This is a genomic window from Pseudoalteromonas sp. Isolate3 (genome assembly GCF_022398505.1).
Classification (GTDB): domain Bacteria; phylum Pseudomonadota; class Gammaproteobacteria; order Enterobacterales; family Alteromonadaceae; genus Pseudoalteromonas; species Pseudoalteromonas apostichopi.
Window position 1 is genome coordinate 1 of record NZ_JAKEVN010000039.1, and the last position, 25,652, is coordinate 25,652.

Genomic DNA, 25,652 nt, shown 5'->3' on the forward strand with positions numbered 1-25,652 from the left:
TCATCAACCCGCTTATTTACATCTAATAAGCTGATTTTAAGTGATTTATTTATGCATCAACATATTGAAAAACTGTATTTAAGCGCTAAGAAAGAAAAAAAATTAATAATTGGTCTAATGAGTGGTACCTCGTTAGATGGTCTTGATATTGCGCTGTGTGAAGTATCAGGGCAGGGTATGGACACTCGTGTAGAAGTATTAAAGTTTACTACGGTTGACTACGACGATGATTATAAAATGCGTGTAAAACGCGTATTCGCCAAGCGCGAGTGTGATCTTGAAGAAGTCGTCTTACTCAACCCTTGGATTGGCCAATTACATGGTGAAATGGTTGCCAAAACGTTAGCCAGCTGGGGAGTAGCAAAAGAACTTGTTGATGTGATTGCCAGCCACGGACAAACTATTTATCACTGCCCTAAAAACCAACACAAGCGACAAGAATATGGCAATGCAACTTTACAAATTGGTGATAGCGATCATTTAGCCGTGACTGCAGGCATTACCACCATAGGTGATTTTAGACAAAAACACATAGCAGCGGGTGGTGAAGGTGCGCCGCTTGCTGTATATGGTGATTATTTGTACTTCACAAGTACTAGTGAAAACCGCATATTGTTAAACATGGGCGGCATTGCCAACTTAACCTACTTACCAAAATCTGCTGATGCACGAGCGGTTTTTAGCTCTGATATTGGCCCAGGCAATACCATTATGGATGCCTATGTTCAGCGTTACTTCGCACCACTTCATTATGATAAAGATGCCGCTATTGCAACAAAAGGTACGGTAAATGAAGCTTTACTCAATGCGCTGTGTGATGATGCATTTTTTGGTTTAGGGTTTCCAAAAACCACAGGCCCAGAAGTGTTTAATCTAGACTATTTAGCAGCGGCACAAGCACGTTCAAATACGCAAGCGTTATCGCACTTTGATGTTATGGCAACTTTAGTGCAGTTTTCAGGAGTCATGATTGCCAAAGCAATTAACCAATGCAGTGAAGGCTTAACTGATGTGGCTGTATACGCCAGTGGTGGTGGGGTTCATAATCCATTATTAATGCAAGTTATTTTGGCTCATTGCCCAGAACTTACAGTAATCAATAACACTGATTCGTTGGGTATAAATCCAGATGCAAAAGAGGCTGTGTTATTTGCTATTTTAGCTAACGAATGTTTGTCGGGTGGACAACAACGATTTGGTAATACCAAGCAAGGGATCCCCGATATTACCATGGGTAAAATTAGCTTTGCTGATTAGAGCCTAGAAAAAGGCTAAAAAGCTTGCGCCAATATGACTGATGTAATGGCGTAAGCCATGGTTTTTAGCTTGCTCAGAAGTTAACAGCTCTGGTGACGTGCTCGCTGCAATGCTGACATCAAACTGGGCGCTGTCTTTAAGTGTTGCATGCATACCGTGTAGCATTAATTGCAATACAAATTCACCACTGTGAGTAACGTTTTCTAAGGTAAGCATAATAACGTGCTGTTCTAGATCGTGTTGCGTTAAAGTGTGCGCAGTAAAATACGCTGACTCACGGGCATCAGGGCGTGTTGCACTGATTGAGATCACATCACCTTCATGGGCATCATCTGGCAGCACACAACAAAATACAACACGCTTTTGCTCATTAGCCGCAAAATGCAATTGTTCATATTCCATAGTATGCGCAAGTGCAGCACATAAAGGATCTTCACTAGAGGGGAGTGCAAACGAAAGTTGCACCAAGGCACTGTCCATTACTTCTTCATTACGTTAGCTGATTAAATTAGCGTCAATTATTGATCAGTTAAATTACAGAATTATGACTATTGTCATATTACGGATTATTTATTTCAAAAACAGAGAAAAGTTGAATGTTTGATTCGTTTTGTCGGATTTAAGTCTCAACATATTTGATAATGAAATTGCGTTTATTAGTCGTTATTGCGAAAAGAGGCTCTTTCAAAAGCATGTAATTATCGACCATTTAGGCTTTATAAGCCTGATAAATCGCTTTTATCAGGCTATAACTCGTGGTTAGCAAATATGGTATTCGCCACGGGGTTTGTTGCTAAACATAAACGCTTGTAACTCAGATTTAAGAACTTCGACAATGTCGGTCGTAAACGGTGTTCTGATTTCACCTGAATCTAAATATCTAAGTAAATCAATTTCATGTATGAGAGCTGACTTAATAGAGTAGCTAATTGGATAAGTGACCTTAAATTGCTTGCGAGCTATCACATTATCGTGATTTTCAATGTCAACATAGAAAGTTAATTGATCATCTTCTTCGCAAAGGTTGCTGCAAGTTCCTTGCTCACGAATGCAATCTAAGACAATATTTCTGATGAAAATATCAAATTCGTTCATATTAATCCCTCAATTTTAGCCCATCCATTGGGTACAACTAAAATTTAGCAAAAAATAGTTAAATAGCCAACTCAATTTTGGTTCTTTTAGATTAATCCTCTCTGAGTGGGTTAGTTTAAAAGTATTGGGTGAGGATGTAGGGGGTTAGTCGGTAGAGATTTATCTATAGGGGGCGGTTTTAAGGCGCGCGAAACAAGTTTCACGCCTACGTTGTAGCAGCGGCTTTATGCCGCGTCATTGATAAATTTTTACGAGAAACGAGAAACGAGAAACGAGAAACGAGAAACGAGAGGCGAGGTAGACTCGTACCTCAACCCTCGTAACTTTCTTCTTCCCCCTAGAAACTCGCTAACTACTCCTAGAGCTTAAAGCCTAGCCCCTAAAACCTCCCGCCTGACTATCTCTGCGCCTTTACTCAATGCACTGAGTTTGGCACTTGCTATTTGGCGAGGGAGGGGGGCCATACCGCAGTTTGTGCATGGGTAAAGCTTGTCGGCATCAACATATTTAAGGGCTCCGCGTAATGTTTGCGCAACCTCTTCAGGGGTTTCAATTTCATTGCTTGCTACATCAATGGCACCCACCATCACTTTTTTGCCACGTATCAGCGCTAATAGCTCAATGGGGACGCGTGAGTTGTGGCACTCCAACGAAATGATATCAATATTCGACTTTTGAAGTTTTGGGAATACTTCTTCGTATTGACGCCATTCACTCCCCAGTGTTTGTTTCCAATCAGTGTTTGCTTTAATACCATAGCCGTAGCAAATGTGTACGGCGGTTTCGCACTTTAAGCCTTCGATTGCTCTTTCTAGGCACTTAATGCCCCAGTCATTAACATCATCAAAGAACACATTAAACGCAGGCTCATCAAATTGAATAATATCAACACCCGCAGCTTCGAGCTCTTTCGCCTCTTGGTTGAGAATTTTGGCAAACTCCCATGCTAGTTGTTCACGGCTTTGATAGTGGGCGTCATACAAGGTGTCGATCATGGTCATAGGCCCTGGTAATGCCCACTTTATTGGTTGCTTGGTCTGCGAACGTAAAAACTTGGCGTCTTCCACAAACACCGGCTTGCTGCGAGAAACCGGGCCAATTACACTTGGTACACTTGCTTCGTAACGGTTACGAATAGTCACTGTTTTACGTTTCTCAAAATCAACGCCATTTAAGTGTTCGATAAAGGTCGTCACAAAATGCTGGCGTGTTTGCTCACCGTCGCTCACGATATCAACGCCAGCTTGATGTTGCTCTTGTAAGGCAACGCGCAGCGCGTCTTGTTTGCCGTCGATAAGTTCTGCGCCTTGCAATTTCCAAGGCGACCATAAGGTTTCAGGTTCAGCGAGCCAAGCTGGTTTTGGTAAGCTGCCTGCTGTCGATGTTGGTAATAACTTTTTCATTTTTACTCTCTTTAAATCGCGTAGTTGGCAGACCATTTCTCAAGTACAGATTGATAAGGCTTAATAAAGTGTTGCTCAGTAAATTTACCTTGTGCAATCGCCAATTGGCTGCGCTCTTTACGGTCATAAACAATTTGCGTGATAGAGTGATCGGCGTTTTTTAAATTTGGTTGATAGCAACTACCCGCCACGGCATTGGCGTTATAAATTTCTGGACGGTAGATTTTCTGGAATGTTTCCATAGTGCTAATCGTGCTGATCAACTCTAAGTTGGTGTAATCGTTCAGCAAGTCACCAAAGAAATAAAACGCCAGCGGAGCAACTGTGTTTGGTGGCATAAAATAGCGCACCTGCAAGCCCATTTTTTTAAAGTATTGCTCGGTTAATGACGACTCATTTGGTTGGTACTCAGCACCTAAAATTGGGTGTTGGTTTTCTGTACGATGGTACGTTTTGTTATCAGACACACTTAAACAAATAACCGGTGGTTTTTTAAAGTTCTGCTTGTAAGTCTCTGAGTCAATAAAGTATTTAAAGAGTTTACCGTGTAAGTCACCAAAGTTTTCGGGAATGCTAAATTCGCTTTTCTCTTTGTTATGATCTAGCAGCAGTACGCTAAAATCATAATCACGTACGTAAGATGAAAAGTTATTACCAACAATACCTTCGATGCGTTCATTAGTTTGGTGATCAATGATATTGGTTTTCAATACTTCAATTGACGGGAATGCCTCTGTGCTTTGTGCAATTTCTAAATCAACAGAGATGATCTCAAGCTCAACTGAGTAGCGGTTGCCTTGCGGGTTATCCCAGTTTGCTAGCGCATTAAAGCGGCTATCAATCATTTTTAATGCATTACGTAAATTCTGCTGGCGACTTTCACCGCGAGCTAGGTTTGCAAAGTTTGTGGTAAGTCGTGTGCTATTTGACGGATGGTAATTTTCGTCGAGGCAAATGCTTTTAATTGTAAATCTGAAATCGTTGTTCATGGCAATGTATCCAAAAGTCCTGAGATAAATGATTGCTGCTCACCTTCCTTAAATCGCTAGGTCATTAACCTTAGGTTGCTCTGCAGCGCTAATAAATTTATACGTGGTCATCACCATGAAGAAAAACGTTTTTATTTCAGGTAAAACATGAGGCAGATTCATAAATATTTGCTGTTTTAGTAAAACATTTAGGAAGGGATAGTGAAAAAATACTTTAAAGCCACTTTGGACGTCTAGATTTCTAAATTGGTTTGTTAGAGTTGCAGTAATTTCATATAAAACGTGAGTAATATTCACTACTTAACCCTACTTTTGAGAACAACCTCGTACTTTATTGTTGATATACTCGTCTCCCTAAACCAACAACACAGACAAATACCATGAATGAATTAATCGTGCTTATTATCGCTTGCGCCATACTTGGTAGCGGGGTGGGCTTTTTAGCTGGGCTATTAGGAATAGGTGGAGGCCTAGTAATTGTGCCTATATTAAGCATGATCTTGCTGCACTTTCAGGTGTTACCTGCAAAGCAAGTGGTGCTGGTGGCGATTGCTACATCGCTCGCCTCAATTCTTTTTACTTCAACGTCATCAGCTATCGCTCACCATAAAAATGGCAATGTGCCTTGGCAATTGGCCCCGTGGGTGATGAGTGGGGTTGCACTAGGCGCCCTTATCAGTGGCTTTTTGGCTTCGCTATTACCCGCAAATGTGGTGCGAATAGTGTTTGCTGTGAGTGTGGTGCTTATTGCATTAAAAATGATTTTCAGCAGTAAAAATGACAGCCAAACAACACGCTCGCTACCTAATAAAAGTCTTTTAACACTTTATACAACCATCACAGGGGGGCTTTCTGCCATGATTGGCATTGGCGGTGGGGCGGTACTTGTGCCGTTACTGACGTTTTTCTCGGTCGATATGAAAAAAGCCATTGGCTGTGCTTCGGTGTGCGGTATTGTCATTGCGTTATTTGGCTCAGTGGGTTACATCAGCTCGGGCAGTCAGTACTTTACATTAAAAGAGGGCTTTGCTGGTTTTGTTTATTTGCCAGCCTTGTTTGGCATTGTTTGTACTTCGTGGTTTACCGCGCCATTAGGTGCAAAAGCAACGCATCACCTACCTGTCTCCACAATTAAAAAAATCTTTGCAGGGCTTTTGGTAATTATGGCTGTGAATATGCTAGCTAAATAGTATTAACGTATTAATTCGACAAGACGAAAGTCGTTTGTTAATGTCAGTTAAGCAGTTTTTAGGCTGCTTAACTGCCTTTTTTCGAAAGCTGTAGGCGCTATTTAAGGACTATTTTTTAAGGAATATGCTATGGATCGTCGGTGCTCTCAAACAAGAAAAAAAACGCTAAGCTCTTTATTTGTTGCTCTATCACTAATGGCTTTGCCAGTGACTGCTGAGCCAACAAAACCTCTCGAGACTCACCATGCTTTAATGGGGCAAATTCTCAGTGCAAACCAACATCCCCCCCTTACTGGTTTTGCACTTCATGTGATTGTTGATGATGGACATGCTTTTTCAACGGCAAAGCAAAGTAAAGAAAATGCGCCGCAAGTTATTAACCCAAATAGTTTATTTAGAATTGCCAGTGTGACCAAAACCTTCACTGCGGCAACGGTGCTTCGTTTGCATGAAGAAGGTAAATTAAACCTTGATACAACGCTCGATAAATTAATTTCTGGCGACTTTTTTACGCTTCTTGAAAGCGATGGCTATGCCCTTGATAAAATGACGCTAAAACAAGTACTGAGTCATACGGCAGGGTTATACGATCATGCCCAAAGCGAGCAGTATTTAGCTGGCATAATGGCAAATCCACAGCAAGATATTTCGATGCGCGAGCAAATTAAAAGGTGTGTAGAGTGGGGTGACCCAATTGGTAAACCTGGTCAGCGTTTCTCATATTCAGATACCGGTTATGTGTTACTCGGCCATATTATTGAAAGAGTGACAGATTTACCGCTACCTGAAGCGGTTCGACAATACTTAAGTTTCGATAAAAATCATATCGAAAATGTGATCTGGGAACAGGGTGATACGGTTGCTGTGGATGAGTCTCGACGCGTGCATCAATACTTGCATGGCACCGACACCTTTAATTGGAGCCCAACTGTCGATTTATATGGTGGCGGTGGGCTTGTTGCCAGCCCAATCGGTATGGCTAAATTTTATCATGCTTTATTTTCAGGTAAGGTCTTCAAACACCCAGAAACACTTGAACTAATGCTCTCAGATAAAGGTTTACCTGCAGATAGCCCTTATCGTTTAGGTATATTTGCAAAAGAATATAACGACACGCTAGTTTATCAACATGGAGGCTTTTGGGGCACTTTAGTGATGTATGAGCCAACATCGCAGGTAGTGGTAGCAGGCGCGGTTACTCAGCAAAAAGACTACGGCCAGCTTGAAAAAGTGATGAGTGACTATCTCATCCTACAGACAAAATAGTCTTATAAAGCTAGTTAATGCCTCGGCTGTTAGTTTTCGTTGTAGTGAACGTTTGCTTAGTGCTAGGTCTGAGGCAATATGCTAATTTGCTCTTGCGATAAGGTTTTAAACATAACCCTCGACACCTTATCAGTAAGGCTTTGTTCGCTGATAACATCTTGCTGCTTACGTTTAAAATCACTCTCAGATCGCGCCATCATTCTTGCCAAGCGCGCCAAACTAAGAGCCTAATTTAATCTCGTGGCTTAGATTTGTATTGGTTGCGGGATAGCCATCTCATAGAGCCTAATAGAAATAGAGCAAAAGCAGCCAAGCCACTGAATAACCATGTAATACGCCCACTTAAATTAAGAAAACTGCCATCATGTATAGGGTGAAGCCAATTTAAAACTGTGTTGCTGTTGCCTTGCTCTTGGTAAGCAAACACTTTTAAAACTTCACCACTATTGGCGTCTATATAAACATAGCTATGTGGAAAGCGTTGCGATGGGTCTTCTTTTGTTTGCACTCTAATTCGATAATAAAACGGGTTACCCTTCATTGCGGGTGTTTCTATCCATGCTCCTCGAGAATTAGGTAAAACCTCAAGCGCTAAATTCAATGCTGCATTGGGTTGAATAGGGGGGTTATCTGCCAGAACACCATAGTGGTTTACAGGAGTTTCCACAGTATCTATTGGCCCTGTTATTTTTGTTAAAATTGCAGCTGACTCTTTAGGGAGTGCTAGCATAATCCCTGTCACTGTTAAAATGACTAATGGCGCTAAAAAAGTTAACCCTATTAATTTGTGCCAATCGTAAAGCATCCCAATACGAGATGAACGCTTTTTAAACTTAAGTTGTTTTTGCCACTGTCCCTGCTTAGGCCACCATGCAAATAAGCCACTAACTAACAAATATAAAATAGCTAACCCCACGTAACCTAAAAGCCAAGTTCCAGTTTGACCTAGTAGTAAAGTGAAATGCAGGTTATAGAGCCAGGTCATTAAATATTGACCCCAATAATCGCGGCGTAGAATTAAATTGCCATCACTTGAAAGCCATACCATCATCGGAGCAAATTCGAGATGTTCTGTTTCAGGAGGATTGTAATACCGAGCAGGAATTAACTTTGCCTGTGGGGTAACTTCAAAGCGCCAACTACCTTGTTTATCAGGATATTGTTTGCGTAGGGTATCCAGTGCGTTATTAAAGTTAGCAGAAGCGTTGTTTTGCAACTTAGTCGAAGAGATGTTTAAGCCTTGATCAAGTTCATCGTAAAATACTAATAACGAACCTGATAGTGCGATAACACAAAACAATAAGCCAAGGCTCAGGCCAAGCCATTTATGAATACGGCGGTGTAATTTTCGCCAGTTTAGCATTGCAGACCTCTTTAATTACTGGCTTTATTCAACACGCCAATGAATATTATTTCATAAATTGGTTGAGCTGAGCAATGCGACAAAATGTCACAGTTGATCATAAAAAGATCAGATAAGGTTTGCTTTAACAATATAACAAAATTATTATATAAAGAAATTATTATGGAATGGTCATGGAAGTTCTCTTTTTATGTACAGAAAACTCAGCGCGGTCAATTATGGCCGAAGCGTTACTCAAACATCACGGAAAAGGTGAGTTTGAGGTGTTTAGTGCTGGCACAGAACCATTTGCGGTAGACCCTCGCACTCTTGCTGCGATTGATCATTTTGGCCTTAAAACAGATGACTTACACTCAAAGCACTTAAACGATGTGGCTAACATGCATTTTGATTATGTAATTACATTGTGCGACCAAGCGGCGAAAGAGTGTGCCAATCGAGTAAATGGTAGCCAATGTCTTGCATGGGATTTTGTCGACCCTAAAACGCGCCCAGAACCACACGCATTTGAAAAAACTTTGCAAGAGCTCAATGAGCGAATCAAACAGTTCGTTCAATCCCATGGCAAAGAAAAAATCACATCAATTTCGCCAACTTTATTTTATAAAGCGCTTGCTGATGATATTCGCCTAAAAAGTTTATTACTTATTGCGGTTGAGCAAGAAGTTTGTGTATGCGAACTAATGACGGCTCTTAACGAGCATAGTCAGCCAAAGGTCTCAAGGCATTTAGCGCAACTTAAAAAACAGGGCATTTTGTCGGATAGAAAACACCAACAGTGGGTGTTTTACTCTTTAAACCCGACACTGCCTTTGTGGATGAAACAAATAATTACCTCGACAGTTGTAAACGAGCCGAATTTCATTGAAAACGAGCTAGCAAGACTAAATGCGATGGGTGATGATCGCCCAACTCGTGTTGCTCGTTGCTGTAATTAAGGACTGAAAATGGGTGTTTTTGAACGATATTTATCTGTATGGGTTGCTAGCGCAATTGCTATAGGTGTGGGGCTTGGCGTTGTATTTCCGCCTTTATTTGAACTCATAGCCAAAATAGAAATCGCGCATGTAAACATAGTTGTTGCGCTATTTATTTGGGTAATGATTTATCCAATGATGGTGCAAGTTGACTTTTCAACGATTAAAGAAGTAGGTAAAAACCCTAAAGGGTTGATTCTCACTTTAATCATTAATTGGCTAATCAAACCCTTTTCAATGGCCGCATTAGGTTGGTTATTTTTTGAAGGGTTATTTGCTGATTTCGTTAGCCCTGAAACGGCGCAAGAATATATCGCAGGGATGATTTTACTCGGTGTCGCACCTTGTACGGCTATGGTGTTTGTATGGTCACAGCTGACTAAAGGCGATGCAAATTACACACTAGTTCAAGTGTCTGTGAACGACATCATCATGATTTTTGCGTTTGCGCCCATCGCAGGTTTATTACTTGGGGTGTCTGATATTCATGTGCCTTGGTTCACATTGATGATCTCGGTTGTTTTGTATGTGTTGTTGCCACTAATAGCTGGTGTATTAACACGAAAAGCTCTCAATAATTCAGCACAAAATGAAGCTGCTGTGCAGTCATTTTTAGAGAAAATTAAACCGTACTCAGTTGTTGGCTTATTGGCCACAGTGGTCTTGCTGTTTGGGTTTCAGGCAAACACCATATTAGCCCAACCGCTGAACATTGTACTGATTGCCATCCCGCTTGTTTTGCAAACTTACGGTATTTTTGTGATCGGCTATTTTATCGCTCTAAAACTTAAGCTTAAGCACAATATTGCAGGTCCAGCATGTTTAATTGGTACTTCTAACTTTTTTGAGTTAGCTGTCGCAGTGGCTATTTCATTATTTGGTTTGCACTCGGGAGCAGCATTAGCAACCGTTGTTGGGGTGTTGGTCGAAGTACCTGTGATGTTGTCGTTGGTTGCAATCGTTAATAAAACAACACATTGGTTTAAAGAGTAATTGGGGAATCATAATGCACTCACATCCATTTGATATTTTACAGCTAGAAACTGGGGCATTTATTTTTACCCCTTGCCCTGGCACAAAAGGCGTTGGCTTATCACAGTCTGTGGCTGATTTAAAAGCGGCAGGTGCAAAAGCAATTATTACTCTGATGTACGATGAAGAGCTTATTAAAAATGGTGCACAAAAGCTTGCAAGCGAATGTGAGAAAATGGGGCTTTGCTGGTTTCAGTTACCAATTGTTGATGATGACGCTCCTAAGGAGGCGTTTAATCACGCATTTACCAAGCACCTAGACGAGATTCTTGCCATTATAAAAAATGGTGGCAGCGTGGCTGTGCATTGTAAAGGCGGCTCAGGCCGTACAGGTTTAGTTATTGGTTTATTAATGCATGAGCTTGGCTATGCTAAAAACGACATAATTAATCAAGTGCAGGCTATTCGCCCCAAATCGTTGCATAACCCTATACAACGTTCATTTTTCGACAATTTTCAAAAAGTAGGAGCTTAACAATGGCAATTAAATTAGGCATTAATGGTTTTGGCCGCATGGGTCGTTTATCGCTAAGAGCAGCGTTTGCATGGGACGACGTTGAGTTTGTGCAAATTAATGACCCTGCGGGAGATGCAGCGACATTGGCTCACTTACTAAAATATGATTCGGTACACGGTATTTGGCCGCATGAGGTTGAAAGTAACGATAATGCGGTGATCATTGATGGCCACAAAATTAACGTTACGCAAAATAGAGCGATTGCAGATACTGATTGGTCTGGTTGCGATATCGTAATTGAAGCCTCTGGCGTGATGAAAAAAACCGAGTTGCTGCAAGCCTACCTTGAACAAGGTGTGAAGAAAGTTGTTGTCACTGCTCCTGTAAAAGAAGACGGTGTGCTGAACGTTGTGATGGGTGTAAACGATGATTTATACGATGTAGAGCAACACAATATTGTTACTGCCGCATCATGCACTACCAACTGTTTAGCGCCAGTAGTTAAAGTATTGCAAGAAAAAATTGGTATCAAACATGGTTCAATGACCACTATTCACGATATCACCAATACGCAAACTATCTTAGATGCACCGCATAAAGATTTACGCCGTGCTCGCGCATGTGGCATGAGCTTAATCCCAACTACAACTGGCTCTGCAACGGCGATTACACATATTTTCCCTGAACTTAAAGGCAAATTAAACGGCCATGCGGTTCGTGTGCCTTTAGCGAATGCATCAATCACTGACTGTGTGTTTGAAGTCGAGAAGCCGACCACGGCTGAGCAAATTAACCAATGGATGCAAGAAGCCGCAGATGGTGAGCTAAAAGGCATTTTAGGCTATGAAGAAAAGCCACTTGTTTCTATTGATTACAAAACTGATCCACGCTCAAGCATTGTGGATGCATTATCAACCATGGTTGTGAACGAGACACAAGTTAAGCTGTATGTTTGGTACGATAACGAATGGGGTTATGCAAACCGTACCGCCGAACTTGCCCGTAAAGTTGCGTTATCACTGAAAGGGTAAAATGAATGACGCGTTTGGCTAACCTTCCCGCTGATATAAAGCAGTACTTAATTGTCACTGGGAATTACTGGGCATTTACGCTTACAGATGGCGCATTGAGAATGTTGGTGGTACTGCATTTTCATGCGCTTGGCTACTCACCTTTGAGTATTGCCATGCTGTTTTTATTTTATGAGATTTTTGGTGTTGTCACTAACTTAGTAGGTGGCTATTTAGGCGCAAGGCTTGGTTTAAATAAAACCATGAACATTGGCCTTGCCATACAGGTTGTAGCCTTGTTCATGCTGGCAGTCCCTCCTGAATGGCTGAGTGTTGCCTATGTGATGCTGGCGCAAGCGCTGTCGGGGATTGCCAAAGATCTCAATAAAATGAGTGCTAAAAGCTCAATTAAAATGCTGGTTGCCAGTGGCCAAGAAGGCACCTTGTTTAAATGGGTGGCGATACTTACAGGCTCTAAAAACGCATTAAAAGGTGTGGGCTTCTTTTTGGGTGGCTTACTACTGACATTGATGTCGTTTAAAGGCGCAATGCTCGCGATGGCTGCCACTTTGCTGGTGGTGTGGTGTTTTAGTCTTTATGCACTTAAAAATGATTTAGGTAAAGCCAAAAACAAACCTAAGTTTAACGAGATATTTTCAAAAAGCAGTTCAATCAATATCTTGTCGGCCGCGAGGTTGTTCTTGTTCGGTGCGCGTGATGTTTGGTTTGTAGTTGCACTTCCGGTGTTTTTATCACAAGCCTTTGATTGGGACCACTGGACTGTGGGTGCCTTCTTAGCGAGTTGGGTCATTGGCTATGGGACTGTGCAATCTTTTGCTCCCAAAATCATTAAGCTTAATAAGCAAACATCACCAAGTGCAGAAACAGTTAAGTGGGCATCACTGCTTGCTTTAGTCACCTTAGCCATTGCCCTTGCTGTTGGCTTTGGCTGGGCTGTAAAACCAATGCTGATAGGCGGACTGATGTTGTTCGGCGTGGTCTTCGCGATTAACTCATCTTTGCACAGCTACTTAATTGTTAGCATGGCTGATGCCGATGGCGTATCACTTGATGTTGGGTTTTACTATATGGCTAATGCCATGGGTCGCTTAATTGGTACTGTGTTGTCGGGCTTAGTGTTTCAGCTTTATGGCTTAGCAGCCTGTTTGGCTATCTCACTGTTATTTATTGTTATTACCGCCCTTATTTCGACTAAATTGCCAAAACAAATTTAGTTAAACCCAAGGTAAGCAAGAAAGCTTGCTTACCTTGGGTTACTTATCTTTATTAGAGCCAGCGATTAGTTAATTTCTAAGCCTTAATGAGATTGTCAAAAATTAGATGCTGAAAATAAAAACCCCTTTATCTAACAAAATTTCGCTTTAATCTTTGTTTTCTTGTAGTTTACTTGGAAACAAGAGTTGTAAGTAGGTTGTTATGTTTGAGTACGTTGCTGTTAAGCGAGGAAAAAAGCCATTTTTAATAGTGGCTCCATTATTGGTGTTAGGTGTGCTTGTATATAAATATTCTTTTCAAACAGCCGCTCCAATAACAACTAGCTCAGAACAAATAAATGCACATAGTACAAAAGCTCAATATCAGGTTGAGGAGCAAGTAAGCGTACCTGCCACGAGTTTGTTAGCTGATGAATCTGTTGAGCAAGGGAGTGAAGTTAATGACAGCCGTGAACTTATTATCAAAAATGCACCGAAATGGCGTTTTGATGGTGTGTTAATTGACCATTTTACAGAGCTAAAGCAACGCGCTGAGCAAGGTGATGTGGAGGCTAACTACCTCATCGCACAAAATCTTAAGTATTGTTTTAATGCTCCTTTAGATGCTGAGGCGCTTGAAGCAACATTAGCCGAAAGCTATGAGTTTAGCGATGCTGGTGATACGCAAAACCGTGCTTTAGAAAAATATGAGTATTGCCAAGGGGTAGATTTAGCAACGCGGCGGTCTTTTTACCGTTATTTGGTAATGGCAGCAGAAAAGGGCTCTACCTTTGCGCAGCAAACGTTTGCTGCGCTAACTCCCGAATTTTACATGAAGTCGCAATTTCCTGAGAAGTTGTCACGTGCCGAGTTCATCAAAAATCGCGATAGTTTTAAAGAGCGTAAAACCGTATTTTTAGAGCAAGCAGCGAAGCAGGGCAGTGAACAAGCGTTGATGAGTTTAGCGAGCATGTATTACAGCGAACAAGTTGGTGAGCATAGTGCAGCAAAAGCCTACGCTATAAATCGACTCATTATGGAAATCACGCAAAATAACGATATATATAATCGTTATGCGTGGTTTGAGCAAAGACAATATCCAACGCTTTCAGGTGATGAGCTGAGTATCGCGAACAATTTATTTGATCAATGGCTTTTGCAAATAAAGCAAAATGGTACGCTATACCCAAAGAATTAATAACCCAAAGCAAGGATGGCAAGTATGATTGAACCAAACTATGCAAGTTACACACTTGATGATCTGATAGATTGCAAAGCGAATATAGACGCACAAGAGTGGCCCGAGCGTCTAAAAGACATTGAGAATGCGTTAAATGTTTATGCCAGTCAATCTGCTGAGCACGAAAAGCAGTACAAACAAGCAGTGTTTAATGCATATTGTGAGACGTTACGCCACGATCTAACCATCAGTATTGATGATAATATCCTTTGGTTTTTAAGACCGTTTTCTAAGCAAGCTAAAAATATTACCCCCAGTACGTTTGCTGGCGAAGTTTGCCCTCTTTGCGCGGGAAATCTTAGTGCAACCACCTGGGCTGCTGGTTGGGAGTTGAGCTGCGAACATTGTGAAGTAACAGGGATTGTTGTTGAAAAGTTTGGCTATTAATAAAATTAGCTTATTGAGATTGCTGCGTAATTATTCGCAGCAATATATAACAATTTTGATGATGCTATCAGGCTTTTTTTACAAACTTAGCGGTTACCATCATTTCACCTACGCCATCAACTTTACAGTCTAACTCGTGGTCTTTTTTATCTAACACGCGGCGGATAACGGCTTTGGTACCAATTTTAATCACTTGTGAGCTGCCTTTAATTTTTAAATCTTTCGCAACGGTCACTTTGTCGCCATCAGCTAATAAAGTGCCATTAGCATCTTTTACATTGATCACATCATCAGTATCAACCGCATTAGGATCCCACTCATGAGCGCATTCTGGGCATACTAAATTGTTTTGATCTTCATACACGTATTCAGAGTTACATTGTGGGCAAGGAGGAAAAGGCATAAATGGCACCATGGTTGATTTTAAAAGGGTATTTTAATGGCTGAGAGCAAACTATGCGAGTACAAGGCATATATTTTATGGCTCAGACGTTTCGAGTGTTTTGGTAATAGAGAATATTCCTCTTAAATCACCAAGCCGATAGCCTGTGGCTAAATCATTTGGGTAATGCTCGCTAAGCGCTTGCTTTACTTCTGGCGCAATTGTTTGGCCATGACAATTGAGGCAAACTGGCGCGATTTTTATCGCTTTAGCAAAGCGAAATTGACCATCTTTATTGGTTGAAAAAGCCACATTGTCGATGCTTTCAGTGTTTCTGATCATATCGAGTAGCTGGGCGATTTTTTCAGCTTCCCAGTCATCAGGTTGATTATTTTGATTACGGTTTTTAGTGCTTTTGCGCGCTACAGTCCAACCGTCAGTTGATAAGCTCTCGGCAATGGCTGGGGCTTGCATTTTACACACGTTAATTCCTTCAACTAATCCGCCTTGTTTGATTGCGGCTCCCAATGCTGATTTAAGCGTAGTGGCAAACTCAGCTGCTCGCTCAGCTGCTTGAGTTTCTAGGTTAGCTGATTTTGTTTCGGCGTAAAGAGTAGGCGATAGTAACGCGGTGAAGAGGATTAATGTTCTTAAAGCAAGCATAATAAAACCTTATATTAGATATATCTAATATAGTAGTTCGTTTTTACTTTACATGCCAATGTAACCTGCAAAAATAACTATTCTTAGCACAAAGCCTACTGGAGTGTTGCTGCTAAATTGGTTATGGTGAGAAAAATATTTTGAGAACAAAAAAATGAAAAAACTAATTTATATCGCCGCTCTGTTATTTTCAGCTCTCACATTTGCAGGTACCGCTCCATACAGTGGAGAGATAAGTCGTGATGACTTACTTAAAGACTACTCTGCATTTAGTGAAGAGTACGATGAATACACACCGAGCGAGGAAGAGTTAAGCACTATAAAAGCACTGCAAGGTAAGCAGGTTTTAGTGTTTTTGGGCACTTGGTGTCATGACTCAAAACGTGAAGTGCCCCGATTTTTAAAGCTTCTCGATACTGCGAAGGTGCAGTTAGGCTCACTTAAATTAGTGGCCGTTGGCTACGACAAGCTAGACCCTGCAGGGTTAGCAAAACAGTATGACTTAATGTATACACCAACCATTATTGTCCTTGATGGCGAAAAAGAGCTTACCCGTATGATCGAAAAGCCAAAACAAAGCTTGGCTTTGGATCTTACGCAACCGGGTCAAACGCTATAAAATCATCAATAGATAAGGGCATTGAAATTAAGTAACCTTGAATATAATCAATGCCTTTATCACTCACCAACTGCCATTGCTCTGAGCTTTCGACCCCTTCTGCGGTAATCGTTAAATCGAGTTGATGGGCTAAATCACTCATTGTTTGTAAAAATAAACCATCTTTCGGGTTATCTACGCAGTTACAGATAAAAGCCCGATCAATCTTAACGTTATCCAGCGGAAACTGCTGAATCGATGACAGTGATGAATAACCCGTTCCAAAGTCATCGAGAGATAAATTAAAACCCGCTAATTTAAGCTCATGCATAAGGTTTATCGCGTACTGGGTATTTTGAAATAGGGCTGATTCGGTGATCTCAAGGTTTATTTTTTGATTTGCAGGAAATAGTTTGGCTTTTTCTTTACTTAGTCGTTTAACTAAGTGCACGTCAGAAAACTGTTTACGCGACAGGTTTATCGACACTTTAATATGAATGTCGTTATTAACCATGCGATGGCAGTCTTTAGCAACTTTAGCAACAATCCAGCGAGACAATAAATTAATGAGCTCTGATTGCTCAGCAATGGCAATAAACTCCATAGGTGACACAAAGCCTCTAACAGGGTGATGCCAACGTACAAGCGCTTCACAGCCAATTAGTGTGCCATCTAAGGTGTTTACAATCGGTTGATACACCATGCTTAGCTGTTCGTTGGCCGCAAGGGCATGACGTAAATCACTTTCAAGGTTACTTTGTGCAATGAGCTTATCTTTGAGCGATTGGCTGTAGACTGTGAATGGCTTTTGCGTGCGGGGGCATTCATTCATCGCAATAAGTGCAGTATTTATTTGCTCAGCAGCATCGATGTTTTGTAAATGCGGATAGCCCACGCCAATGTATAAATGGTAAAAATGAGCGCTGCCAGCGGTTTCAATAATGCCTCCGACCTGATGCTGAAATTTATCTAATAGGGCAGCGAGCTTGTCGTCAAAAATGGCCTCTTTTAGCAATATTAAAAAACAGCCGGGTTTTATATGCGCGCAAAACGCTTGGAGCAAGTCAGAAAATGCAATTAGCCGGTTAGCAATGGTCGTTTGTAGTTCATTTAAGTAATCTTGACCGTAAATATCTTCTAATTGACGATAGCCTTTGATCTCGGCGCACAATAAAGTAAGGCCACTAGAGTAATGATTTTCTGGGCATATGCTTGCTATATACTTTTCACTGTAACGGCGGTTAGCAAGTCCAGTGACAGGGTCAAAGTGTGCTTGCTGGTATAGTTCGTGCTGACGTTGTTTTTCTGCACTTATGTCTTCAATCGTACCAACTAAGGTGTTGGTTTTTGGGTTCCATTCAGCGTGTTCATGAAACCAGCGTTTTTCACCATTAAGTTTAATTGTGTACTCAATTTCGGTCGGACTGCTTGGCTTAGTATGAATAAAATTTAAAAATGTGTTTTTATAAAAGCTATCGATTTTTTTACAGACATTATCAATTGATTGTTCTTTGGTTTCTTCTTGAAATAATGCCACAGCTTGTGTTGATAACTGTCTAATGCTTTTATTAGGCGATAAGTGCCAACTACCCACACCACTAAGTGATTGAGCTTGTTTAAGCTCAAGCGCTTGCTCTGAGAGCTCTAAAGTTTGTTTTTGTACTAACTTTTCTAGGTTTTGTTCATGTTCTCGTAACCGGTAAGTAATGGTAATTAAATAGCTACTAACCGATGAAAATAGCAGAGCAATGAGTAATAACACTAAAAATTCAACATGCGTGCGATAAGCAAACTCGTCTTTAATGCCGACAACCCATTGTTGATTTTCAACATCGAGGTTGTAGGTTGTCCAATCGTTTTGTTGAAAAAGGTGATTATTTAAAAGAGGGGTGTAACTATCAGCTGTTTTTTGCCAAACTTCATACAAGTGAGGATGAGAAGTCGAGTCAGGTGGTAAATTTGCGATAAACTCTGGAAAGCGCAGCACCACGATTGCAAACCCCCAAAACTCATTTTGATCAAAAATTGGTAATCTTGCTACTAAGCCTTGGCCACCTTGAGCCAACTCTTTTGGCCCATCGATTTGCATTTTTTTAGTATTAATGGCTCTTTGTAATGAGTCTTGAATACTTTGTATTTTGAATAAATCGACACCAATTACAGTCTCGTGACTATTAAGTGGATAGGTATATTGAATTACACCCTTTGGTGCTAGTTGGATGGTTTGACTGCCGTCACTATGAGTTAATATCTCTGTAGCTAGGGTTTCGAATTCAGTTTCAGTGTATGCAAAGTCACGCATTGCCGCACGAACAAGGTAGGGGCCGAGGAATGCGCTATTGAGTGCTTTTTCAAGGTTGCGACTGTAACTGTTAAGTGCTGTAATTTTCTCTATTTCATGCATTTCTTGTCTATCGTAAAACACTTTAAACGTGATAACCGAAAACAAACAGAAACTAAGAAAAAAAGAAGTAAATAACGGTGAAAAATATATAATATTGCGCAATAGTATCTCTATATGAAGTAGATATTTAAGTATTAAACTTACCTTTAAAAATACTAGTTTAGGGTTATCTGGTTGTCTAGCTAAGTGTTAGGAATTAAAGATGAATTTTTAGCATGTTAGAAAAATAATTGTACCTAAATACAATAGATTGCAAACAATATTAAGATAAATGCTATGTACCAAGCCGTTATTAAAGCTATAGATGTAGCGAATGCTGCAGATCCAAATCGTGTTACACAAGACGAACAAGCGCTAGCAAAAGAGTCACTCTATGCGATGCGTATGACCGATATGCTAAACCGTTTCAACCCCCAAGCCGATGAGTTGATGCATATTGCCGCACGAGGTCAACATATTGAGCGTTGGCGCTCTCCTCGGAGCGACTTCCCTATGGGTAAGCAAGGTTATTATCAATGGCGCACTGCTTTATATGACTTTCATGCAGAGCGTGTAACAGCCCTTATGAAAAAGGCGGGTTACTCACCGGAAGAATGCGAGCGTGTATACGCAGCAGTAGCGAAAAAGAATATAAAACGAAACCCAGATAGCCAACTGATTGAGGATATCGCAAGTCTCGTGTTTATAGAACATTACATGCTGGATTTTGCAAGTAGTAAGCCTGATTACGATGAGCAAAAATGGTTGGGTATTATTCGTAAAACCTGGCAAAAAATGTCAAACGAAGCACATGATTTTGTGTTAGCTGGTAACATCAGCTTACCTGAGCCGCTTAAGCCGTTAATAACAAAAGCGCTAAATTAATTGTAAAACAAGGATGTACTATGTTCTGCCCGCGTACTAAAACAGCCCTTGAAGCTGTGAGCATTGGTGATGTTAACGTGTATTTATCAAAAAGTGGTGGGATATTTTTTGATAACCGACAAATATTTCACTTTAGCGATCCGAGTTTAAAGCCAGCGCAAGTGCTGGTGGCTCATTTACAAACCTTGCCAATAGAACAGGTTGATTTAGAAAAGCGAGTTAATTGCCCGAATTGCCCTGACGTGGTGATGATGCGACGCTTTTTCACGCCTTTAAAAGTGGTTGAAATAGACGAATGTCCAAACTGTGCGGCTATTTGGCTTGATCATGGCGAACTTGAAAAGATCCATGAAAATCATTTAACGCCAAAAGAACGTGAAATGCTGCGTATTGATATGGCCAATAATCATGGTTTTATTCAAGTTAAAATTCCTAAAAGGCGTTACTCAGTACATGCTGAAAAGCCTGAACCTAAAGCAACGTCATCATTAGAAAAACTAGCAGAACTTGCGTATTTATCGATTTTGAATGACTGATAACTTATATAAAACACCTGAAGCTGAACTTATTCGCGGATCTGTCTATCTTTCTAAACCTCGCGATTTAAAACTGTTTACAGAGTTGTGATTTATAGGCGATGACATAAACTTTAAACCTAATTAAATAAATTGAACAGGTAACCTATGCTAATAACAATAATATTGGTTTCAGTGTGGGCGCTGTTAATGCTTTATGCTGCTAGTGCTGAATATAAATACTATCAATCGGTTAAATCTTTAGAGCCTGAACTGTGGCAACAACTGGGTGCACCGCGATTTTTAAAAGTACCTATGGTGTTTGTGTCTAAAAAGGGTTTAGCACTTTTAAATTCCACAGAAAACGAAACAGTGCGAGCGAATGCAAGAAAACATCGCCAAGCTGGGATTTTGTTTCTTTCCTATGTGGGGTTGGTGCTTGTATCGGCAATCGTATTTTTTAAACTAGCTTAATAAGAAGCCTGTACCAACTAAGATACAGGCTTTATTTGCATGTTAGGTGTTAAAGCTTGACCAGCATTTTTCCTTTATTTTTACCTTCGAACAGACCAAGAAATGCATCAACGGCATTTTCAATGCCATGGTATACCGTTTCTTCAGATTTAATTTTACCTTCGCTGATCCACGCACCCATTTGTTCAATAAACTCAGGGAACTGATCAAAGTAATCAATCACGATAAAGCCTTGCATGGTGAGCTTTTTCGAGTTGATATAAAATAGGTTGCTTGGCCCTGGCTGTGCGGTGTCATTGTTGTAACCTGAGATCATGCCACATACAGGAATACGGCCGTAATCGTTCATTACATTGAGTGCAGCTTCAAGGTGATCGCCACCTACGTTTTCAAAGTACACATCAATGCCTTGTGGTGCCGCTTGTTCAAGGGCTTCTGTTAGATTTGCTACCGTTTTATAGTTAATTACAGCATCAACACCCAACGCTTTAACCATGTGTGCTTTTTCGTCAGAACCAACCGAAGCAATCACTTTACAGCCTTTTAGCTTAGCAATTTGGCAAACAACGCTACCTACAGCGCCTGATGCAGCTGAAACAAACACGGTATCGGTTTCTTTAAGATTAATTACCTTTGTTAAACCTGCCCATGCAGTTAACCCAGTCATACCCATAGTACTTAAAAATAGTTGGTCTGGTAGTGGCACGTTAGGTAGTAACGTTAAGTCGCTACCATCGCTAATGTGCATGGTACGCCAGCCACTAATATGACTTACTTTGCTTCCTACAGGAAAGTCGTTATTGCGTGATTCAATCACCTCGCCAATAGCACCGGCTTCCATCACTTCGTTTAAGTTAAATGGCGCGATATATGATTTACGATCGATCATGCGTGGGCGCATATAGGGGTCAACTGACATCCAGGTATTTTTAATTAACACTTCGCCGTCGTTTAAATTAGGAAGTGATACTTCGACCTGCGCAAAATTAGCCTGTGTTGGTACACCCGTTGGGCGTGAAACTAAATGAATTTGTTGACTTGTCGCCATATAAACCTCGAGCCTGCTAGATTGGGATTAATTAATATGTCGCACAAAATGTTTGTGCGCAAACTATTTGCGATCAATTTAATGATCTTTACAGTAAAAGGCAATAGATAATAGGAAAATAATTTGCGCGCAAACTAAATTACGGCAATAATAGGGCTGTATTTCAGTTTAGGGTAATAGCATGAGCAATAACTTATCAGACAATGTGTGTTTCACTTTATACAGTGCAACAAATGCGTTGATCAGAGCGTTTCGGCCAATTCTCGAGGCTTATGACTTAACCTATCCGCAATATATTGTGATGCATTCGCTTTGGTATAATAACCAAGTGAGTTTAAAAGAGCTTTCTAATGATACGCACCTCGATTCAGGTACCCTAACACCGATAGTTAAACGCCTAGAAACGAAAGGTTTATTAACACGCCAGGTATCAAGTGAAGATGAGCGTAAAAAAGTAATCTCGTTAACTGAGCAGGGCATGCAACTTAAAGTTGATGCCGAAGAACTAACGGCTAAGTTAATGGCGCGCTCAAACATGAGCTTAGAGCGCATAGAATTACTACGTGAATTAACCCTTGAACTTCACACTGACCTTACCAAAGACTAATCTTCTAATAAACACACTAAGGTGCCCTCAATAGCGCGAACATACGCATAATGCTGGGCATCTTTTTTAGTTGGTGGGCACAATGGTTCAGCACCAGCAAGCACGGCTTTATCATAACTTTCGACTAAATTATGGCAGCTGAATCTTAGCTCAAAACCAAGGGCGGGTTGCTTAGGATGGGCGCGAATATACCCTTGCTTGAAATATGATTGCGCATGCGGGTGGGTCGCAAAAGCAAGCTTAACAGACCCAGTAACAAGTTCACCGTATTCGGCATCGTCACTGATATGGTTGGTATTTAAACCAAATGCTTGATAGTAAAAGTCGAGTACTTCTTCTACGTTATCGACGTAAATAACCTGACTTAAAAATACCATTTATGTTGCTCTATTTATTGTTCGTTTATTAAATAAAGCATAGTTTTAGCAATAAAAAAACCTTGAAAGTCATACTTACAAGGTTTTTTTAATACTTAAAGCTTAGCTGTAGTAGCTACGACTTGTTGCGGTTTTCTTTCGCAAATGCACGAATCTTACGTTTTTGCGATAAGGTCACTTTGTTGGTGCGGCCCGCGTATGGGTTGTCGCCTTCTCTAAATTCAATTTTGATTGGCGTGCCCATAATACCTAATGCTTTACGGTAATAGTTCATTAGGTAGCGTTTGTAACTATCTGGTAAGTCATGAACTTGGTTACCGTGGATCACGATACGTGGTGGGTTATAGCCACCTGCGTGGGCATATTTAAGTTTCACACGACGACCGCGAACAAGTGGCGGTTGGTGATCGGCTTGTGCCATATCCATGATACGACGCAGCATCGCGGTGCTAATACGCTTAGTTGCTGACTCGTACGCTTCATCTACTGACTCAAATAAGTGACCTACACCTGTGCCATGTAAAGCAGAGATAAAGTGTAAACGTGCGAAATCGATAAAACCTAAACGGCGGTCAAGCTCTGACTTAATACGTTCTTTAACGTAATCATCAAGGCCATCCCATTTGTTAACAGCAACAACCAATGAACGTCCTGCGTTTAAGGCGAAACCTAATAAGCTTAAGTCTTGATCAGAAATACCTTCGCGAGCATCAACCACTAGTAATACAACGTTAGCGTCTTCAATCGCTTTAAGGGTTTTGATCACAGAGAACTTTTCTACAACATCGCTTACTTTCTTTCGCTTACGAACACCCGCGGTATCAATAAGAATGTATTCTTTGTCATTACGTGTCATCGGAATATAGATAGAGTCACGAGTTGTACCCGGCATATCGTAAACGATTACACGTTCTTCACCTAAGATACGGTTGGTAAGTGTTGACTTACCAACGTTAGGGCGGCCGATAATTGCAAGTTTTACTGGCTTGTCGGCAAAGGCTTGTTGATTGTCTTCAGCGTCTTCATCTTCGCTGTAAAGATCAACGAGTTCGTCATCACTTTCTTCAAGCTCTTCACTTTCGCCTGCAAGTTCAGCAATAACTGGCTGTAAGGTCGTTTCGAGTAGTTGCGTGATACCACGGCCGTGAGCCGCAGCAATGTGATGCACGTCACCTAAGCTTAGCTGGTAGAACTCAGCACAGTATGAGTCAGCATCAATGCCATCCACTTTGTTTGCCACAACAAAACATTTCTTCTGTTGTTTACGTAGGTGATTAGCAATTGCTTGGTCTGCGGCAGTCATACCTGCACGGGCATCAACTAGAAATAGCACGATATCCGCTTCTTCAATTGCCAGAAGCGATTGTTCAGCCATTTCGGTTTCGATACCTTGCTCAGAACCGTCAATACCACCCGTGTCTACCACGATAAATTCATAGCCATCGTAATCAGCTTGGCCATATTTTCTATCTCGTGTTAAGCCAGGGAAGTCGGCTACGAGGGCGTCACGAGTACGTGTTAAACGGTTAAATAATGTGGATTTGCCCACATTGGGTCGCCCAACAAGAGCGATCACGGGAAGCATAAACTACCTCTTAAAAAAACAACAAAAGGCTTCGCCAAGCGAAGCCTTAGAAAAATAACGTTTACTATTAGTAAGTTAGTTTGGAATTTTAACCGCGCTAACTTCACCATCTCGGGTGTATAAAATCAATTTGTCACCGGCAACAACTGGCTCAATGAAGAAACCTGAGCTGTCAAAATCTTCGCGCGATACAAGCTCGCCCGTTTCTTTGTCTAACCAGTGTAGGTTACCTTCTTGGTCACCCAATGCTAAATACTTACCAGCCACGGTAGGGCCTGTTAAGTACCAGCCGCGTAGAGCTGGTTGGCTCCAACGCTCAATACCTGATGTTTTATCTAGGCCGTAAATAACTCCATCGCTATCAACAACATAGATAGATTGACCATCCATAGATAAGTCACGGTAGCTGCTGTATTCACGTTTCCAAACAACATTACCAGAACGAATATCTACGGCCGCTAAATTACCATTATAGGCGATTGCATAAGCATACGGGCCGCTAATCAATGCTTGTGTATCTACATCAACTAAACGTTCAAACTCAGACGCACCTTTTGGAGAAGCAATTTCAGCACTCCAAGCAGAGTAACCATTTTCAGAAATTAATACGCTTAGTTTACCAGTTTCAAGACCTAGTAATACACCACCATTTGCTACTGTAGGCGAGCTTTGACCACGTAAAGTTAGTGGTGGTACTTCTTGTTCAAAGCTCCAGCGCTCTTCACCGGTATCTGGGTGTACAGCTAATAATTTACCTGAGCCTAAATTTACAAAAATTAGGCCGTCGCCGGCAGCAGGTTTTGCAAGTACTTCGCCAGGCATTGTTTTACGCCAAACTACTTCACCTGTTTCACGGTCAAGCGCGGTTAAATAGCCATGCTCAGAACCAACAAAAATTTTGCCGTAAGCTTGTAAAATACCACCCGATAACTTGGCACTTTCTGTGGTTTCCCAAGGCCAGAAGGTAGGGTTTTCACGCACATCGGTTTCCCAGAGCGTATCGCCATTTTCAAGCGATAGGGCTTCAACTTCACCTTCGCGGTTTGCTACATACACAACATCGTTATGAATAGCCGGCGTTAAGCGCGAGAAATAATGCTGAACACCATCACCAATTGATTCTTGCCAAACCACTTCTGTCTCAAATTGATTAACAATTTCAGGCAGTACCAGCTCATCTTCGTCATCACTTGACGAACACCCAGTAAGGGTTGCGATACACAGAGCAAGTGTTGCCGCTGTTAACTTCTTCATC

At 41.1% G+C, this 25,652-nt stretch carries 27 protein-coding genes; 15 read left to right on the forward strand and 12 right to left on the reverse strand.

Annotation, left to right across the window (positions count from 1 at the left end; translation table 11 throughout):
* The first annotated feature begins 51 nt into the window (after nucleotides 1-51).
* Nucleotides 52-1,257 (forward strand): anhydro-N-acetylmuramic acid kinase, encoded by a 1,206-nt coding sequence (locus L1D46_RS09780; RefSeq protein ID WP_130052910.1) that lies wholly within the window; start codon nucleotides 52-54, stop codon nucleotides 1,255-1,257.
* Between the two features lie 3 nt (nucleotides 1,258-1,260).
* Here L1D46_RS09780 and L1D46_RS09785 read toward each other — a convergent pair whose 3' ends face one another.
* The 4 genes from L1D46_RS09785 to L1D46_RS09800 form a co-directional block, all read right to left on the reverse strand.
* On the reverse strand, nucleotides 1,261-1,737 hold the full coding sequence (locus L1D46_RS09785; RefSeq protein ID WP_167657387.1) for a hypothetical protein: 477 nt from the start codon (nucleotides 1,735-1,737) through the stop codon (nucleotides 1,261-1,263).
* A gap of 279 nt (nucleotides 1,738-2,016) precedes the next feature.
* Nucleotides 2,017-2,352: a hypothetical protein gene (locus L1D46_RS09790; RefSeq protein ID WP_130052908.1), complete on the reverse strand. Its 336-nt coding sequence runs from the start codon at nucleotides 2,350-2,352 to the stop codon at nucleotides 2,017-2,019.
* A gap of 365 nt (nucleotides 2,353-2,717) precedes the next feature.
* Nucleotides 2,718-3,755: a methionine synthase gene (locus L1D46_RS09795; protein ID WP_130052907.1), complete on the reverse strand. Its 1,038-nt coding sequence runs from the start codon at nucleotides 3,753-3,755 to the stop codon at nucleotides 2,718-2,720.
* An 11-nt stretch (nucleotides 3,756-3,766) separates the two neighbouring features.
* On the reverse strand, nucleotides 3,767-4,744 hold the full coding sequence (locus tag L1D46_RS09800) for a DUF1852 domain-containing protein (protein WP_130052906.1): 978 nt from the start codon (nucleotides 4,742-4,744) through the stop codon (nucleotides 3,767-3,769).
* Nucleotides 4,745-5,124: 380 nt separating this feature from the next.
* Between L1D46_RS09800 and L1D46_RS09805 the strand changes: the two genes are divergently transcribed.
* Nucleotides 5,125-5,934: a sulfite exporter TauE/SafE family protein gene (locus L1D46_RS09805; protein WP_130052905.1), complete on the forward strand. Its 810-nt coding sequence runs from the start codon at nucleotides 5,125-5,127 to the stop codon at nucleotides 5,932-5,934.
* 129 nt (nucleotides 5,935-6,063) lie between these two features.
* A complete protein-coding gene (locus L1D46_RS09810; protein ID WP_130052904.1) occupies nucleotides 6,064-7,200 on the forward strand; it encodes a serine hydrolase domain-containing protein in 1,137 nt (378 codons plus the stop codon).
* 232 nt (nucleotides 7,201-7,432) lie between these two features.
* Here the strand turns inward: L1D46_RS09810 and L1D46_RS09815 are convergent, their stop codons facing one another.
* A complete protein-coding gene (locus tag L1D46_RS09815) occupies nucleotides 7,433-8,563 on the reverse strand; it encodes a PepSY-associated TM helix domain-containing protein (RefSeq protein WP_130052903.1) in 1,131 nt (376 codons plus the stop codon).
* Nucleotides 8,564-8,736: 173 nt separating this feature from the next.
* On the opposite strand from L1D46_RS09815, the gene L1D46_RS09820 reads away from it, so the two are divergent.
* The 7 genes from L1D46_RS09820 (at nucleotide 8,737) to L1D46_RS09850 (ending at nucleotide 14,880) form a co-directional block, all read left to right on the forward strand.
* Entirely contained in the window at nucleotides 8,737-9,501 is a 765-nt protein-coding gene (locus L1D46_RS09820; RefSeq protein ID WP_130052902.1) for a metalloregulator ArsR/SmtB family transcription factor, read from the forward strand.
* A 9-nt stretch (nucleotides 9,502-9,510) separates the two neighbouring features.
* Nucleotides 9,511-10,533 (forward strand): ACR3 family arsenite efflux transporter, encoded by a 1,023-nt coding sequence (gene arsB, locus L1D46_RS09825; RefSeq protein WP_130052901.1) that lies wholly within the window; start codon nucleotides 9,511-9,513, stop codon nucleotides 10,531-10,533.
* A 13-nt stretch (nucleotides 10,534-10,546) separates the two neighbouring features.
* Nucleotides 10,547-11,047, forward strand: a complete 501-nt coding sequence (locus L1D46_RS09830; RefSeq protein WP_130052900.1) for a dual specificity protein phosphatase family protein — start codon at nucleotides 10,547-10,549, stop codon at nucleotides 11,045-11,047.
* A 2-nt stretch (nucleotides 11,048-11,049) separates the two neighbouring features.
* Nucleotides 11,050-12,060, forward strand: coding sequence for an ArsJ-associated glyceraldehyde-3-phosphate dehydrogenase (locus L1D46_RS09835; RefSeq protein WP_130052899.1), 1,011 nt, complete (start codon nucleotides 11,050-11,052; stop codon nucleotides 12,058-12,060).
* 5 nt (nucleotides 12,061-12,065) lie between these two features.
* On the forward strand, nucleotides 12,066-13,274 hold the full coding sequence (gene arsJ, locus L1D46_RS09840; protein WP_130052898.1) for an organoarsenical effux MFS transporter ArsJ: 1,209 nt from the start codon (nucleotides 12,066-12,068) through the stop codon (nucleotides 13,272-13,274).
* A 202-nt stretch (nucleotides 13,275-13,476) separates the two neighbouring features.
* On the forward strand, nucleotides 13,477-14,451 hold the full coding sequence (locus L1D46_RS09845) for a hypothetical protein (protein WP_130052897.1): 975 nt from the start codon (nucleotides 13,477-13,479) through the stop codon (nucleotides 14,449-14,451).
* 24 nt (nucleotides 14,452-14,475) lie between these two features.
* Nucleotides 14,476-14,880: a hypothetical protein gene (locus L1D46_RS09850; protein ID WP_130052896.1), complete on the forward strand. Its 405-nt coding sequence runs from the start codon at nucleotides 14,476-14,478 to the stop codon at nucleotides 14,878-14,880.
* A 67-nt stretch (nucleotides 14,881-14,947) separates the two neighbouring features.
* Here the strand turns inward: L1D46_RS09850 and L1D46_RS09855 are convergent, their stop codons facing one another.
* Complete coding sequence (locus L1D46_RS09855; protein ID WP_130052895.1) at nucleotides 14,948-15,283, reverse strand: zinc ribbon domain-containing protein YjdM; 336 nt, start codon at nucleotides 15,281-15,283, stop codon at nucleotides 14,948-14,950.
* Nucleotides 15,284-15,358: 75 nt separating this feature from the next.
* On the reverse strand, nucleotides 15,359-15,925 hold the full coding sequence (locus tag L1D46_RS09860) for a DUF3365 domain-containing protein (protein ID WP_130052894.1): 567 nt from the start codon (nucleotides 15,923-15,925) through the stop codon (nucleotides 15,359-15,361).
* Nucleotides 15,926-16,079: 154 nt separating this feature from the next.
* Between L1D46_RS09860 and L1D46_RS09865 the strand changes: the two genes are divergently transcribed.
* Nucleotides 16,080-16,544, forward strand: a complete 465-nt coding sequence (locus L1D46_RS09865) for a thioredoxin (RefSeq protein ID WP_130052893.1) — start codon at nucleotides 16,080-16,082, stop codon at nucleotides 16,542-16,544.
* Here the strand turns inward: L1D46_RS09865 and L1D46_RS09870 are convergent.
* Entirely contained in the window at nucleotides 16,519-18,927 is a 2,409-nt protein-coding gene (locus L1D46_RS09870; RefSeq protein WP_136374532.1) for an EAL domain-containing protein, read from the reverse strand. The genes L1D46_RS09865 and L1D46_RS09870 overlap by 26 nt on opposite strands.
* 276 nt (nucleotides 18,928-19,203) lie before the next feature.
* On the opposite strand from L1D46_RS09870, the gene L1D46_RS09875 reads away from it, so the two are divergent.
* From L1D46_RS09875 to L1D46_RS09885, 3 genes are all read left to right on the forward strand, one after another.
* Nucleotides 19,204-19,791: a DUF4202 domain-containing protein gene (locus L1D46_RS09875; protein ID WP_130052891.1), complete on the forward strand. Its 588-nt coding sequence runs from the start codon at nucleotides 19,204-19,206 to the stop codon at nucleotides 19,789-19,791.
* Nucleotides 19,792-19,811: 20 nt separating this feature from the next.
* Nucleotides 19,812-20,327, forward strand: a complete 516-nt coding sequence (locus L1D46_RS09880; RefSeq protein WP_130052890.1) for a zf-TFIIB domain-containing protein — start codon at nucleotides 19,812-19,814, stop codon at nucleotides 20,325-20,327.
* Between the two features lie 147 nt (nucleotides 20,328-20,474).
* Nucleotides 20,475-20,780 (forward strand): hypothetical protein, encoded by a 306-nt coding sequence (locus L1D46_RS09885; protein ID WP_130052889.1) that lies wholly within the window; start codon nucleotides 20,475-20,477, stop codon nucleotides 20,778-20,780.
* Nucleotides 20,781-20,829: 49 nt separating this feature from the next.
* Here L1D46_RS09885 and L1D46_RS09890 read toward each other — a convergent pair whose 3' ends face one another.
* Complete coding sequence (locus L1D46_RS09890) at nucleotides 20,830-21,828, reverse strand: NADP-dependent oxidoreductase (protein ID WP_130052888.1); 999 nt, start codon at nucleotides 21,826-21,828, stop codon at nucleotides 20,830-20,832.
* Between the two features lie 181 nt (nucleotides 21,829-22,009).
* On the opposite strand from L1D46_RS09890, the gene L1D46_RS09895 reads away from it, so the two are divergent.
* A complete protein-coding gene (locus tag L1D46_RS09895; RefSeq protein ID WP_130052887.1) occupies nucleotides 22,010-22,435 on the forward strand; it encodes a MarR family transcriptional regulator in 426 nt (141 codons plus the stop codon).
* Here the strand turns inward: L1D46_RS09895 and L1D46_RS09900 are convergent.
* The 3 genes from L1D46_RS09900 to bamB form a co-directional block, all read right to left on the reverse strand.
* Nucleotides 22,432-22,812, reverse strand: a complete 381-nt coding sequence (locus L1D46_RS09900; protein WP_055022061.1) for a VOC family protein — start codon at nucleotides 22,810-22,812, stop codon at nucleotides 22,432-22,434. The genes L1D46_RS09895 and L1D46_RS09900 overlap by 4 nt on opposite strands.
* A 115-nt stretch (nucleotides 22,813-22,927) precedes the next feature.
* A complete protein-coding gene (gene der, locus L1D46_RS09905; RefSeq protein ID WP_130052886.1) occupies nucleotides 22,928-24,397 on the reverse strand; it encodes a ribosome biogenesis GTPase Der in 1,470 nt (489 codons plus the stop codon).
* Nucleotides 24,398-24,472: 75 nt separating this feature from the next.
* On the reverse strand, nucleotides 24,473-25,651 hold the full coding sequence (gene bamB / locus L1D46_RS09910) for an outer membrane protein assembly factor BamB (protein ID WP_130052885.1): 1,179 nt from the start codon (nucleotides 25,649-25,651) through the stop codon (nucleotides 24,473-24,475).
* Nucleotide 25,652: the final 1 nt, after the last annotated feature.